Consider the following 14,667-nt stretch of genomic DNA (forward strand, 5'->3'; position numbering starts at 1 on the left):
GCGAAATAAACAGTCTTCAGTGGCCTCTTTTTTGAGACACATGTTGACCCGAAGCCGGATATCTGGTGACAGTCCGGCAATCGATCTTTCAGGAATTCCGCCGAATCCGGCGGCAAGAACAAACGGCACAATTGATGGCAACGGAACGGTACAACGCGCGCGAAGTGGAAGCGCGCTGGCAGAAGGTCTGGAATGACAAGGACGTCTTCGTCACCCACAACGACGACCCGCGTGAAAAATACTACGTCCTGGAGATGTTCCCCTATCCGTCCGGCCGCATTCACATGGGCCACGTTCGCAACTACGCAATGGGTGATGTCGTTGCCCGTTACAAGCGGGCAAAGGGCTTCAACGTTCTCCATCCGATGGGATGGGATGCGTTCGGCATGCCAGCTGAAAATGCAGCCATGCAGAACAAGGTCCACCCGAAGGACTGGACCTATGAAAACATTGCCGCCATGCGCGACCAGCTCAAGATCATGGGACTGTCCCTCGACTGGAGCCGGGAATTTGCGACATGCGATGTCGCCTATTACACCCAGCAGCAGCGCCTTTTCCTGAGATTCCTCGAAGCCGGACTGGTCTACCGCAAGAACGCAAAGGTGAACTGGGACCCGGTCGACATGACCGTTCTGGCCAACGAACAGGTGATCGACGGCCGCGGCTGGCGGTCAGGCGCGCTGGTGGAACAGCGCGAACTCACCCAATGGTTCTTCAAGATTTCCGACTATTCGGAAGACCTCCTGGAGGCGATCGAGACGCTCGACCGCTGGCCGGACAAGGTCCGCCTCATGCAGAAGAACTGGATTGGCCGGTCGGAAGGCTTGCGCGTCCGCTTCGAGTTTACGGAACCGGCTCCGACCGGCGACAGGTCTCTGGAGATCTTTACCACGCGCCCGGACACACTGTTCGGCGCGTCCTTCATGGGCCTGTCCCCGGATCACCCGATCTCTACAAGGCTTGCCGAAGACAATCCGGAGCTGAAAGCATTCATCGACGAATGCAAGCGGGTCGGAACATCGGAAGAAGCTATTGAAAAGGCGGAGAAAAAGGGAATTGATACCGGATTGCGCGTCAAGCATCCGCTCGACAGTTCGCTGGAACTGCCTGTTTATGTCGCCAACTTCATCCTGATGGATTACGGCACCGGCGCGATCTTTGCCTGCCCCGCGCATGACCAGCGCGACCTCGACTTTGCGAGAAAATACGGCCTCCCGGTCAAGCCTGTCGTATTGCCGAAGGGCGCCGATCCCGCCTCCTTCGAAATCGGCACAGAGGCTTACACGGAAGACGGCACCATCTTCAATTCGGACTTCATGAATGGCATGTCCATTCCCGATGCCAAGGAAGCCATTGCGCAAAAGCTGGAATCCATCGACGCAGACGGCGCTCCGCAGGGAGAGCGCCAGATCAACTACCGTCTGAGGGACTGGGGCATTTCGCGTCAGCGATACTGGGGATGTCCGATCCCGGTCATTCACTGTGACACATGCGGTGTGGTTCCGGAGAAGGACGAGAATCTGCCGGTTCAGCTGCCCGATGACATCAATTTCGACAAGCCCGGCAACCCGCTCGACCGTCATCCGACCTGGCGGGACACGATTTGTCCTCAGTGCGGCAAGCCGGCCCGGCGCGAGACCGACACGATGGACACGTTCGTCGATTCATCCTGGTACTTTGCCCGCTTCACCGCCCCTGACTGCGATCAGCCGACGGATCCCGAAGCGGCAAATGGCTGGCTGCCGGTCGATCAGTACATTGGTGGCATCGAGCACGCGATCCTGCACCTTTTGTATTCACGGTTCTTCACCCGCGCGATGCAGAAGGTCGGTGCGCTTGATCTGAAAGAGCCGTTCAAGGGATTGTTCACGCAGGGCATGGTCACGCATGAAACCTACCGGCTGGGTGAAGGCGCCAACGGATCCTGGGTTTCACCGGCAGAGATCAAGATCGAGGACATTGACGGAAATCGGCGCGCAACCTTGCTGGATACGGGTGAGGAAGTCTCCATCGGCTCGATCGAGAAAATGTCGAAGTCGAAAAGAAACACCGTCGACCCGACCGACATCATCGATACGTATGGCGCGGACACAGCCCGCTGGTTCATGCTGTCCGACAGCCCGCCAGAACGCGACGTCATCTGGACGGAGGACGGTGTTCAGGGTGCCTGGCGCTTCGTCCAGCGGGTATGGCGTCTGATTGGCGAGATCTCCGAGAAATGCGAACCGCGAAGCGGCTCCGCGCCCGAAGTCACCGGCAAGGCGCTCGATCTTCGCCGCGCCAGCCACAAGACCCTGGATGCGGTTTCCAATGATCTGGAATCGCTTGGTTTCAACAGGGCCGTGGCACGGCTGTATGAACTGGTCAACACGATCAGCAAAACGATCAGCGACGGCTTCGGCGACGATGCCACAGAATATGCCGTTCGGGAAGCGGCCGATTATCTTGTCCAGATGATGGCTCCGATGATGCCGCATCTTGCCGAGGAATGCTGGTCCGCGCTCGGCCATGACAACCTGATCTCGGAAGCCAAATGGCCCGAGGCCGACCCGGCTCTGTTAGCGGAAGATTCAGTTACTTACCCTATTCAGATCAATGGAAAACGGCGCGGAGAGCTGGAAATTGCAAAAGAGGCTTCCAAAGAGGAGGTCGAAGCAGCTACCTTGGCTCTGGACTTCGTGCGCAAGGCACTGAACGGAAATCCGCCGAAGAAACTTATCGTGGTGCCGCAAAGGATTGTGAATGTCGTTGTTTAGCAGCATCTTCAGGGGAGAGTTTCTCCTTCGGCGGGTCGCTCTTTTCGGCGCCGTTGCGGCCGCAATCGCCTTGAGCGGGTGCCAGATCCGCCCGCTCTACGGCACCAGCACGACAGGCGATTTTGGCGCGCAATCCTCCACCGTCGCTGCAGATCTGGCCGCAATCGATCTGGAATCGATTTCATCCCAGTTTGCACAGAAAGACGCAACGCGGATCCTGTACAACGAACTCACGTTCCGGCTGGAGCGCGGCGCCGGTTCAGCTCCGAAGAAGTTTCGCCTGGAGGTCCTTGCCGACGTCAACACCGCTGCGGTCGCGATCGAACAGTTCGCAGACGTTCCCTCGGCCTTCACCATCACAATGAATTCCACCTATGTGATGAGCGACATCGAAACGGGCGAAACCCTGACAACCGGCCGGACCTTCCGCTCGGCATCCTATGACTTCTCCGACCAGCGCTTTGCCAATCAGCGCGCGCTCCGGGATGCACAGGAACGGGTTGCCAAGGCGGTCGCCGATGACATTGCCACGCGCCTCGCCGGCTATTTCGCCAGTCAATCCTGAGTTTCCCGCTGAGGGTCCGCGGCAGTGACAGTCCTGAAAGCAGCCGAAACGGATCGATTTGTTGCCAACCCGCCGGACGGGGGCGCAATCGTGCTTGTTTTCGGTCCTGACACGGGACTTGTCTCGGAACGGGCGACCCGCCTTGCCGCGAAGGCGTCTGAGGGTGACAGCGACCCTTTCAACCTCGTGAAAATCGACGCGGCAGAGATCTCCGGCGATCCAAACCGGTTGATCGATGAGGTTCTGACGATACCGCTTTTCGGCGGCCGCCGGATCGTCTGGGTCAAGGATGCAAGCGGCAAGAACCTTGTGCCCGCTGTCGAACCTGTCCTTAAGCTCGATGACCTGCAGACATTTGTCATTCTGGAAGCCGGTGACATCAAGAAGGGTGCCGGCCTCAGAAAGCTTATTGAACCCAGCACCCGGGCCTTCGCCCTTCCCTGCTACGCTGACAGCAATCGCGGGATCGACCAGCTCATCGACGAGGAAACACGCGACGCCGGCCTCACCATCACACGCGAAGCACGCGCCTTGCTGCATGGCCTGCTCGGCGGCGACCGGATGGCAAGCCGGGGTGAACTCAAGAAGCTCTGCCTGTTTGCGCTCGGCAAGGGGCGTATCGAAAGCGAAGACATAGAAGCCATCATCGGCGATGCATCCGAGTTCGAGATGTCCGAGCTCATCGATGCTGCCGGCACCGGCGACATTGCCACCCTGGACCACGGGCTCCAGCGGCTTTCCGACGCCGGATCGAAAGCCTCGATCATCGCCAACCAGGCCCTGAAACACTTCCAGAATTTGCATCGGATGCGAATCGATATCGATAAAGGCAAGAGCGTTCAGGCAGTTGTGGACGCACAGCGTCCGCCCGTTTTCTTCAGCCGCAAACCCGGAATGTCCCGGCAGCTCCAGATCTGGTCGGTGTCCGACCTGGAACGCGCAATGCAAATTCTCGCCGAGGCGACCAAAATCTCGCGCCTCAACGATCCGCTCGGCGTGCCCGTGCTGTCAGAAGCGCTGCTCACGCTTGGCAGGGTCGCACGCGCCCGCGGACAGCGGCGCTGACAAAAGGGGCCACCAGCTCCGCAAGCTTATGGCAAGTTTGATCTGAGTAAAGTCAGTTTAACTGAAAAATCAGTTATTTAACGCGTCTCGACACCGAGTTTCCTGCACAACTCATCGAGCTGCTCCAGTGATGTGTACTTGATTTTCAGATCGCCCGATTCCTTGCCCGGCTTGTGGCCGACCACCACTTTCAGCCCGAGCGTATCTGTCAGCCGCTTTTCCAGTGCCTTCGTGTCCGCATCCTTTTGCGGTTTCTCCGCAGGTGCCTTGCCGCCCTTGAGTTTTGCAAGCGCATCCGGATCCTGGGAGATCTTCTCCGCATCGCGGACGGTCAGGCCCTTCTCGACAATGAGTTCCGCGAGCGCGGCAGGATCGTCAACGGTAATCAGGGCGCGCGCGTGGCCGGCCGTCAGCAGACCCTCTGCCAGGTAATCCTTGACCGAATTCGGCAGCTTCAGCAGCCGCATCGTGTTGGCAACATGGCTCCGGCTCTTGCCGATGACCTTTGCCAATTCCCCCTGGCTGTACTTGAACTCCGCAGTGAGCTGATCATAACCCATCGCTTCTTCGATCGGATTGAGATCCGCCCGCTGAACGTTCTCGATGATTGCAAGTTCCAGCGCTTCCTGGTCGGTCACATCGCGGATGATGATCGGCGCTTCGTGAAGACCCGCGCGCTGCGCCGCCCGCCAGCGCCGCTCTCCGGCAATGATTTCAAACCGGTTGACCTTCCCGGCAGCCGGACGCACGAGGATCGGCTGAACGATGCCCTTCGCCTTGAGCGACTCGGCAAGGTCGGCAAGATCCTTTTCGGTAAAGGTCTTGCGCGGATTGCGCGGATTGGGTTCCAGGTGTTCGATCGGGACTTTTCTGCTGTCCCTGATGACCTTTTCGGCCGGAGCCGTCGCCTCCGGTGCCGAATCTCCGATCAAGGCAGCCAGCCCTCGGCCCAAACGCTTGTTCTTGCCGTCTTTCTCAGCCATGATCCACCTTTTTCTTCTTATATTTCAATAGTTTATATTGCTATCGCAAGAGTGATCTGCCGCGACGAGCCGCTCGGTTCGGATCCGAATCCAATCGGATGTTAAGCCGCAACACGCCGCAATTGCCGTTCACGCTGAATGATCTCCGATGCAAGGCGAAGATAGGCCTGGCTGCCCGCGCACTTCAGATCGTAGAGCAGCGCCGGTTTCCCGTAGGACGGTGCTTCGGAGACCCTCACATTTCTCGGGATGATCGTTTCATAGACCGCATCCCCCATGGTTTCGCGCACATCTGCAACGACCTGGCTGGAGAGGTTGTTCCGGCTGTCATACATGGTCAGAACAATGCCGTGTATGCTCAATTCGGCATTCAATGCACCCTTTACCTGCTCCACTGTGCTCAACAGCTGGCTGAGACCCTCAAGCGCGAAAAACTCGCACTGGAGCGGAACCAGAATGGAGTGCGATGCCGACAGGGCATTGATCGTCAGAAGGTTAAGCGATGGCGGGCAGTCGATCAAAACATAGGTGAACCCGACTTCCTGAAACAGGCGCGAGTGCGTCAGGTTCTCGATCGCATTGCGCAGGCGAAACGCACGATCGCTGGTCGAGGCAATTTCCAGCTCGAGCCCGAGCAGATCCATGGTCGACGGCGCAACCCAAAGCCGCTGCACCGCCGTTTCGCGGACCGCCTCGGCCATGGAACAATCGCCGCTGAGAATTTCATAGGTCGAAAGTCCGCGGTCACGGTGCTCGATACCGAGGCCGGTCGACGCGTTGCCCTGAGGATCGAGGTCAATGACAAGAACCTTTTCGCCAATGGCGGCCAGCGCGGTCCCAAGATTGATCGCGGTGGTGGTCTTACCAACCCCGCCTTTCTGGTTCGCAAGCGCAAGAACGCGCGGTGTCTCGGGAAGCATGCTCATTGCCACCCACCTTCCTTGGCTAGTCGGACCGGGCTGATATATCTGAGAAAAGAAGCATCCGGCTCGTGGGATCTACAACACTTTTCTTTTCTACCAGATCGAAGTTCCAAGAGTCAGCGGCTTCGTCAACTTCTCTTTGAAAATCCTGACCTTTGTGGAAAACAGCTTTCGCACCAGTGCCTGTAAAGGGCTGCGCAAGACCGAAAAGCAGGTCCAGGGACGCCAGCGCACGGGCGGAAACGGCGTCGACAGGCCCGTGCACCCACTCTTTCGCAACCGATTCGATCCGCCCCGGATGAACCGTCCCTTTCGACCCGGTTTCACGCAAGGCGGTTCGCAGAAACGCCGCCTTGCGTTGATTGCTTTCGATCAGATGAACATGGGCATCCGGCCGGTCGGCAAGGAGAACAGCGGTCACGATGCCCGGAAACCCGCCGCCGCTGCCGATATCGACCCACGTGTCGGCCTCTGGATAAGTCCAGTGCGTCTGAAGGCTGTCGACGACATGCCGCGTCCAGATGTCGGGGATTGTCGAGGGCGCAATCAGGTTCTGCGCCGGTTGCCACTTGAGGACAAGATCGACAAATACCTGGAGCCGATCCAACGTTTCACGTGAAACATCCCCAAACTTATGAACAACCTTTCCAGTGTCTTTCAACACGAAGGAACGGGCCATCAGGCCGCACCGCGCTGACTCTGCCGCTTGAGATGCGACAAAATAAGCGTCAGCGCCGCGGGTGTTATCCCATCCATGCGTGATGCCTGGCCAAGCGTCGCAGGGCGCAGATCAACAAGCTTCTGCTTGACTTCATTGGACAGGCCGACGATCGCTTCGTAGTCGAAACTATCAGGGATTTTCAAGGCTTCATCGCGCTTGAGCGCGTCAATGTCTGCCATCTGCCTGTCCAGATAAACCGCATAAAGAGCGTCCGTCGCGACCTGTTCGGCAACAGAAGGATCGATCGCTTCCAGCTCCGGCCAGACCTTCGTGAGCATCTCATAGGTCACGTTCGGATAGGACAGCAGATCGAACGCCGAACGGCGAACACCGTCCTGATTCACAGGAAGCCCCTTTTTCTGAGCCTCAGAAGGTGTCACGGCGAGTGCCTTCAACAGATCCCGTGCAGATCCGATCTGCTCCATCTTGTCTGCAAAGGCCTTGCGACGCGTCTCTGAAACGATGCCACGCTCAATGCCGAGCGGTGTCAGCCTCTGATCGGCATTGTCGGCACGAAGCGACAACCGGTATTCAGCCCTTGACGTGAACATGCGATAGGGCTCGGTGATCCCTCTCGTTACGAGATCATCGATCATGACGCCGATATAGCCCTGGGACCGATCCACGACGAAAGAGTCTTTCCCGCTCGAAGCGAACGCGGCATTGAGACCGGCGATCAGGCCTTGCGCGCCGGCCTCTTCATAACCGGTCGTCCCGTTGATCTGACCTGCAAGATAAAGACCCCCGCACCGTTTCGCTTCAAGGGTCGGACGCAGTTCCCGGGGATCCACGTGATCGTACTCAATCGCATAACCGGGCTGGATGACCGCAACGTCTTCAAGGCCCGGTATCGTCTTCAGGAAGGCAAGCTGAACATCTTCCGGAAGCGAGGTCGAAATCCCGTTCGGATAGACCGTATGATCATCAAGACCTTCCGGCTCCAGGAAAACCTGGTGTCCGTCCCTTTCCCCGAAACGAACGATCTTGTCTTCGATAGACGGACAATAGCGCGGCCCGCGGCCCTTGATCTCGCCTGAATACATCGCCGAGCGGGACAGATTGTCCTGGATGATCTTGTGGGTTTCAGGTGTCGTCCGGGTGATATGGCAAGCGATCTGCGGCGTCTCGATCCGATCCGTAAGCGTTGAGAACGGGACCGGTTCGTCGTCACCGGGTTGCTCGTCCAGCTTTTCCCAATGAATGGTCCGGCCATCCAGCCGCGCCGGCGTTCCGGTCTTCAGCCGTCCGAGATCAAATCCGATTTCCTCCAGCGAGACCGAAAGCCCCATGGCTGGCGCTTCACCGGAACGGCCCGCAGGAATTTTCCTGTCACCGATATGAATCAATCCGCGCAGAAACGTGCCGCTGGTCAACACGATCGCATCGCATTCCAGCATGCGTCCGTCGGCGAGAACCAATCCGGAAACACCCCTGTTCCCGTCAACGTTCCGGAAGCGTATCCGGTCGGCTTCCCCTTCCATGATGGTCAGCCCGTCAACCGCGGATATTTCCCGCTGCATCGCTTCCCGGTACAGTTTCCGGTCCGCTTGCGCGCGGGGCCCCCGCACAGCCGGCCCCTTGCGCCGGTTGAGCATTCTGAACTGGATACCGCCCTGGTCGGCGACCCGGCCCATCAATCCGTCCAGCGCATCAATCTCACGAACCAGGTGCCCCTTCCCCAGTCCGCCGATGGCAGGATTGCACGACATGACACCAATCGTATCGAACTTGTGCGTGACGAGCGCGGTTCGGGCGCCGGCGCGTGCCGACGCAGATGCGGCCTCGCATCCAGCGTGGCCACCACCAATAACAATAACGTCGAAGATCAGGTCCTGGTCGCTCATCGTTTCACCATGCACACAGGTCCTTCTCAAAGGCACCCGGTGACATTCCAACATTTTAAGGAGTCAATCGCCAGCATCGCGTCCGGCCTGTTTCGGCCGTTCGTGACGGCCAGTCTTAGCCGATCTTATAAAGCGGGAGGCATTGCGGGTCAAAGCCGAAATCGAAGCCATGTCACTTCGATCGGAATCCGGCTGAATCAGCCTGTCACAGACCCGGCTAACGTGTCTTGAGATGATTCACGTGAAACATGTTCCGGAACAGAACCAACCCTTGGATTCCCTTGATTCACGTGAAACATCACTTGCCGATACAAAAGTCTCGAAAAATCACGTCCAGAAGGTCCTCAACGTCAATGCGGCCAGTGATGCGCCCAAGAGCGTCGGCCGCCCTGCGCAGGTCCTCGGCCCTCAACTCGGATGGCAAATGCGTGGCAGCAACGCCTGACGCCAGACCTTTCAGGCACTCGGACAGGTAAGTCCGATGCCGTTCGCGCGTCGCCAGCGGCGCTTCTCCAATGGAAATTGTTTCTTCTGCAAAATGTGTAAGCGCGTCGAACAGGGATCGTGTTCCCGCTTCGTTTTGATCAGAACAAGAGATTTCCTTGATTGTTCCGGAAGAGTCTTGTTTCGGAGGAGTCTCAAGATCGGCCTTTGTATGAACGACCCAATGCAGAACCTGCGCCCGCAAGTCAACTGACAGGCCTGCTTCAGGATCGTCGATCGAGACGCCACCCGGTTCCACCGCCCACAGGATGAGGTCAGCCTCCCGCGCCCGCGCCTTCGCCCGACGAATTCCCTCCCTTTCGATACGGCCTTCGGTTTCGCGGATACCTGCCGTATCGATAAGCGTGAGCGGATATCCGTTCAGATCCAGATGAACTTCAATGACATCCCGCGTGGTTCCGGCCTCTTCGGTGACAATTGCCACATCGCGTCCCGCAATCGCATTGAGCAAGCTGGACTTGCCGGCGTTTGGCGCTCCCATAAGAACCACCTGGAGACCGGAGCGCAGCCGCTCTCCGCTTCTGGACTTCTGCAGATGCGCGGATATCTCTGCATGCAGTGTCGCCGCTTCGGACCACACTTCGTCCGCAACACTTCCCGGCACGTCTTCTTCATCCGCGAAATCGAAGTCGGCTTCGATCATCGCCCGCATGTGAATGAGGCGCTTTCGCCAATCTTCATAGAGCTTCCCCAAAGCGCCACCCATCTGCCGGACAGCCTGCTTCCGCTGGATTTCCGTCTCAGCGGCGATCAGATCGGCCAACCCCTCGACCGCCGTGAGGTCCATGCGGCCGTGGTCAAACGCACGTCTCGTGAATTCGCCTGGCTCTGCAGGACGTGCATTTTCAAATCGCCCGAGAATTTCAAGGAGCTTTCCGACCACCGCCCTGCCGCCGTGGCAATGCAGTTCGGCGACGTCTTCACCGGTAAAGCTTCGCGGTCCTTCGAAGAACAGAACCAACCCCTCGTCCACGAGATCTCCGCTTTCCGGGTCCTTCAACCTGGACAGGACGGCCTTGCGCCCGGACGGCACATTGCCGCAGATTTCTTTGACGATTGCCTTAGTCCGTGGGCCCGAAACACGGATAACCGCCACGCCTGAAGGCGTTGCGCCGCTGGAAAGTGCGAAGATTGTCGATGCCATGAAATTCTTTCCAACCAACTGTCGTCAGGGCGTATCCAGAAGAGATAACCGATCGGGTGCGCCTCTTTAACAAACCGCCATTCAGACGGAAAGAGGTTTGCTTGCAACCGGCAAGCGACCCGCATCACGACTGAAGCGTGGGGATCGTGGCAACTGTTCCGCAGGCGAATCAGGACTATCCCGGGTAGGCTGATTCACGTGAAACGCTGAATGATGGTGTTTCACGTGAATCAATACAGCTTTTCAAAACCCGCATTGGGGCCCGAACAAACCTGGCAACCTCTCCCAATGTGTCGGTTCGGTCCCGAATCGAAAGGGTAATCGGATTCACGTGAAATATTTTCCCGCCTCCCTCCATAGGTGAAGGTGTTTCACGTGAATCTAGCGATCGCCGTGTGCGGAGCTTTCCATCCAGTCCTTTTTGGCCAGCCGGTACAAAACATGGGGAGCAACAGGGTGGTCCTTCGGCAAGGAGGGATGCAGGAAATCGCCGTCGGGATCGCGGCGCATGCCAAGCCGCCGCATGACCTTTTGAGAGGGTTCATTCGCAGGGATCGTGAACGCGACAATTTCTTCAAGCCCGATGGTTTCAAAACCGAATCGAAGCCATGCACGTGCGGCCTCGCTGGCATACCCCTTCCCCCAGGACGATCGCTTCAAACGCCATCCGATTTCGACACATGGTTCGAAGGGGAGCGGTGCCGCATAGGTCGGTGTATTCAATCCGACGAAGCCGAGGAACTCACCCGTCGCCTTGGTCTCCACAGGTGCCATGGAGAACCCGTCGGTTTCCTGTTTTTCGATACACCTGGAAATGAGCAGTTCGGACTTGTCCCGCGTCATGACATCCGGGAAATAGCGCATCACCTCCGGATCCGCGCACATCTCCGCAAACGGGTCCAGGTCGCCATCCTGCCAAGTGCGCAGGTAGAGACGCTTTGTTTCCATAAGGTGGTTGCCGGCCATCAGTTCGGTTCCGATTCAAAAGAGGTCCGCGAGACAGGTTTGAAAGTGTTAACAAAAAGTAAAGGCGCAAACCTTGAGGTTCGCGCCTTCTGGACAAACACCGATCCACCTGGATCAGGTATTCATGCTGTCGAAGAATTCGTCGTTCGACTTCGTCTGCTTCAGCTTGTCGAGCAGGAACTCGATCGCATCCACGGTTCCCATCGGGTTGAGAATGCGGCGCAGAACGAAGGTCTTCTTGAGACGTTCATGCGGCACGAGCAGTTCTTCCTTGCGTGTACCGGAGCGCTGAATATCGATGGACGGGTAAACCCGCTTGTCGGAAATCTTGCGATCAAGGATGATCTCGGAGTTGCCGGTTCCCTTGAATTCTTCGAAGATGACTTCGTCCATGCGGCTACCGGTATCGATAAGCGCCGTGGCGATGATTGTGAGCGATCCGCCCTCTTCGATGTTACGCGCCGCACCAAAGAACCGCTTCGGCCGCTGCAGGGCATTCGCATCGACACCGCCGGTCAGCACCTTACCCGAGGATGGAACCACGGTGTTGTAGGCCCGGCCGAGACGCGTGATCGAGTCGAGCAGGATCACCACGTCACGGCCATGTTCTGTCAGGCGCTTTGCCTTCTCGATGACCATTTCCGCTACCTGCACGTGACGCGATGCCGGCTCGTCGAATGTGGACGAGACCACTTCGCCGTTCACTGTCCGCTGCATGTCCGTAACTTCTTCCGGCCGTTCATCGATAAGGAGAACGATCAGATAGCATTCCGGGTGGTTGGTCGTGATCGACTTGGCGATGTTCTGGAGAAAAACGGTTTTACCGGTCCTTGGCGGAGCGGTGATCAGCGCACGCTGGCCTTTGCCGAGGGGCGCAACCAGATCGATAACCCGCGAAGACAGATCCTTGATCGTCGGGTCTTCGATTTCCATCCGGAAACGTTCGTCCGGGTAAAGCGGTGTCAGGTTGTCGAAATGAACCTTGTGCCGGGCCTTTTCCGGATCTTCGAAATTGATCGTGTTGACCTTGAGAAGAGCGAAATAACGTTCGCCTTCCTTCGGGCTTCGGATCTGACCCTCGACGGTGTCGCCTGTACGCAGCGAGAAGCGTCTTATCTGAGAGGGTGAAACATAAATGTCATCCGGGCCCGGCAGGTAGTTCGCATCGGGAGATCGCAAAAAGCCGAAGCCGTCCTGAAGGACTTCAACGACACCTTCGCCGATGATCTCGACATCCTGGGCAGCCAGATTTTTCAAAATGGCGAACATCAGCTCCTGCTTGCGCATGGTGCTGGCGTTTTCGACTTCAAGCTCTTCGGCAAATTGCAGCAGCTCGGTCGGTGTTTTTTCTTTTAGATCTTTGAGTTTCATTTCCCGCATCGAGTTGGGGTCTGTGTTGTTATAGGGATGTTATTTGGAAGGTCGTTCTGTGCCGGAGATGATGGGTCGGCCAGAAGATATCTGAAAGACGTTTGGATGTGTCCAGATTGTTCGGCGAAGCGTTACCGTTTGAAACTGCAAGCGCCGATTTGAAGTGGCGCGAAGATAAAGCGTTTTCTACTGAATCGCAAGCCCGGAAATCTGCCGATTTTTCAGGCTCGGCAAATAGCCCCTCACCCAAAAATTAGGCAGCTTCAATCGGCCAGTTGCCCTGGTCATCGTCTTAAAAGGGTTTGACGATGACCAGTATCACGATGGCAATCATCAGAACCGTCGGGACCTCGTTCAGGATCCGGTAGAACCGCGCCGTCCTCGTGTTCTTGTCAGCTGCAAATGCCTTGACGCAGCGGCTGAGATATCCGTGAACACCCGACATGATCAGAACGAGCGTAAACTTTGCATGGAACCAGCCATCCTGCCATGCGGAGAGTTCATAAGCGGCCCAGAGCCCGAAGATCCAGGCAGCGATCATCGACGGATTGATAATCGCCTTGAGGAGCCGCCGTTCCATGACCTTGAACGTTTCGGATTGTTCAGAACCGACTTCCGTTTCCGCGTGATAGACAAAGAGCCGCGGCAGATAGAGCATGCCCGCCATCCAGGCGATTATCGAGATAACGTGGAGCGACTTGACCCATAAGAACAGATCCATGCCTCAACCCTTCCGAACCTGTTCTACCATCTTCGCAACATTTTCCGGATCCGCATCCGGGGTCACGCCGTGGCCGAGATTGAAAATCAGCGGACCCTTGTCGAAGGTTTGCAGAATATGCGCAACACCTTCCTCCAGGGCAGGACCGCCGGCGACGAGACGCATCGGATCGAGATTTCCCTGGATCGGCAGCTTGCGCTGAATTTCCAGCGCCAGCCGGTCCGGAGCTGTCCAGTCGAACCCGACGGCGTCAACGCCCGTCCCTTCGACAAAGGCCATCACCCGCGCCGATGACGCTTTCGGAAACCCGATGATCTTCGCCTGCGGCCGCTGAGCGCGAACCCCTTCGACAATCCGCTTCGTCGGTTCGATTGACCAGCGTTTGAAACCCGCATCATCCAGAACCCCCGCCCAGGTGTCGAAAATCTGGACGGCATCCGCGCCCGCATCCAGTTGCCGGACCAGATAACGGATCGAGGCCGTGACCAGTTGATCGACGAAGCGCTGCATCAGCTCCGGGTCGCGGTAGGCGCCGACACGCGCAGCCACCTGATCCTGTGTCGTGTGACCGGCCACCGAATAGCAGGCAACCGTCCAGGGAGCCCCACAGAAGCCCAATAGGGTTGTTTCCGGGGGAAGCTCGGCCCGAAGGCGGCCGACCGTCTCTATGACCGGTTTGAGATGATCCTCGGCCCGTTCCTGTTCGAGACGATCTATGAGATCGGACGAAAGCGGTTCCAGGACGGGACCACGTCCTTCTTCAAAACGAACCGGATACCCGATCGCGTCGGGGACGACGAAGATATCGGAAAACAGAATGCTTGCATCAAAACCATATCGCCGGATCGGCTGGAGAGTGACCTCTGTTGCAAGATCCGGGGAATAGCAGAAATCCAGAAAGTTACGTGCCTTGGACCTGACCTCCCGGTACTCGGGAAGATAGCGTCCTGCCTGGCGCATCATCCATATGGGCGGCGGCCAGATCTTTTCTCCTGAGAGAACCCGCATCACGGCTCTGTCTTGAGACTTCATAAGGCTCCACCTTTCCCACATTTCAAATCAAACAAGATTCTATATTTGAATCTGTTTTTTCTTATTGTGAGT

12 protein-coding genes are annotated in these 14,667 nt (G+C 57.5%); 3 read left to right on the plus strand and 9 right to left on the minus strand.

The window, feature by feature from the left end:
* Positions 1-134: 134 nt before the first annotated feature.
* From leuS to holA, 3 genes are read left to right on the plus strand one after another with little or no spacing between them, the layout of a single operon-like run.
* Complete coding sequence (gene leuS / locus RBB49_RS08690) at positions 135-2,756, plus strand: leucine--tRNA ligase (RefSeq protein ID WP_306142335.1); 2,622 nt, start codon at positions 135-137, stop codon at positions 2,754-2,756.
* Complete coding sequence (locus RBB49_RS08695; protein WP_306142337.1) at positions 2,743-3,321, plus strand: hypothetical protein; 579 nt, start codon at positions 2,743-2,745, stop codon at positions 3,319-3,321. The genes leuS and RBB49_RS08695 overlap by 14 nt, the downstream gene beginning before the upstream one ends.
* A 24-nt stretch (positions 3,322-3,345) precedes the next feature.
* The gene (holA, locus tag RBB49_RS08700; RefSeq protein ID WP_306142338.1) at positions 3,346-4,386 is read left to right on the plus strand and encodes a DNA polymerase III subunit delta; all 1,041 of its coding nucleotides are present in this window, start codon (positions 3,346-3,348) and stop codon (positions 4,384-4,386) included.
* Positions 4,387-4,463: 77 nt separating this feature from the next.
* Here holA and RBB49_RS08705 read toward each other — a convergent pair whose 3' ends face one another.
* The 9 genes from RBB49_RS08705 to hemE form a co-directional block, all read right to left on the minus strand.
* Positions 4,464-5,369, minus strand: a complete 906-nt coding sequence (locus RBB49_RS08705; protein WP_306142339.1) for a ParB/RepB/Spo0J family partition protein — start codon at positions 5,367-5,369, stop codon at positions 4,464-4,466.
* Positions 5,370-5,470: 101 nt separating this feature from the next.
* Positions 5,471-6,295: a ParA family protein gene (locus RBB49_RS08710; protein ID WP_306142340.1), complete on the minus strand. Its 825-nt coding sequence runs from the start codon at positions 6,293-6,295 to the stop codon at positions 5,471-5,473.
* A gap of 19 nt (positions 6,296-6,314) precedes the next feature.
* The gene (gene rsmG, locus RBB49_RS08715) at positions 6,315-6,971 is read right to left on the minus strand and encodes a 16S rRNA (guanine(527)-N(7))-methyltransferase RsmG (protein WP_306142341.1); all 657 of its coding nucleotides are present in this window, start codon (positions 6,969-6,971) and stop codon (positions 6,315-6,317) included.
* A complete protein-coding gene (mnmG, locus tag RBB49_RS08720; RefSeq protein ID WP_306142342.1) occupies positions 6,971-8,857 on the minus strand; it encodes a tRNA uridine-5-carboxymethylaminomethyl(34) synthesis enzyme MnmG in 1,887 nt (628 codons plus the stop codon). The genes rsmG and mnmG overlap by 1 nt, the downstream gene beginning before the upstream one ends.
* A gap of 298 nt (positions 8,858-9,155) precedes the next feature.
* Positions 9,156-10,505 (minus strand): tRNA uridine-5-carboxymethylaminomethyl(34) synthesis GTPase MnmE, encoded by a 1,350-nt coding sequence (gene mnmE / locus RBB49_RS08725; protein ID WP_306142343.1) that lies wholly within the window; start codon positions 10,503-10,505, stop codon positions 9,156-9,158.
* A 381-nt stretch (positions 10,506-10,886) separates the two neighbouring features.
* The gene (locus RBB49_RS08730; RefSeq protein ID WP_306142344.1) at positions 10,887-11,471 is read right to left on the minus strand and encodes a GNAT family N-acetyltransferase; all 585 of its coding nucleotides are present in this window, start codon (positions 11,469-11,471) and stop codon (positions 10,887-10,889) included.
* A 114-nt stretch (positions 11,472-11,585) separates the two neighbouring features.
* A complete protein-coding gene (rho, locus tag RBB49_RS08735; protein ID WP_306142345.1) occupies positions 11,586-12,851 on the minus strand; it encodes a transcription termination factor Rho in 1,266 nt (421 codons plus the stop codon).
* Between the two features lie 283 nt (positions 12,852-13,134).
* The gene (gene hemJ, locus RBB49_RS08740) at positions 13,135-13,563 is read right to left on the minus strand and encodes a protoporphyrinogen oxidase HemJ (protein WP_306142346.1); all 429 of its coding nucleotides are present in this window, start codon (positions 13,561-13,563) and stop codon (positions 13,135-13,137) included.
* Positions 13,564-13,566: 3 nt separating this feature from the next.
* The gene (gene hemE / locus RBB49_RS08745; RefSeq protein ID WP_306142347.1) at positions 13,567-14,595 is read right to left on the minus strand and encodes a uroporphyrinogen decarboxylase; all 1,029 of its coding nucleotides are present in this window, start codon (positions 14,593-14,595) and stop codon (positions 13,567-13,569) included.
* Positions 14,596-14,667: the final 72 nt, after the last annotated feature.

This window comes from Roseibium sp. MMSF_3412, from assembly GCF_030733265.1.
Classification (GTDB): domain Bacteria; phylum Pseudomonadota; class Alphaproteobacteria; order Rhizobiales; family Stappiaceae; genus Roseibium.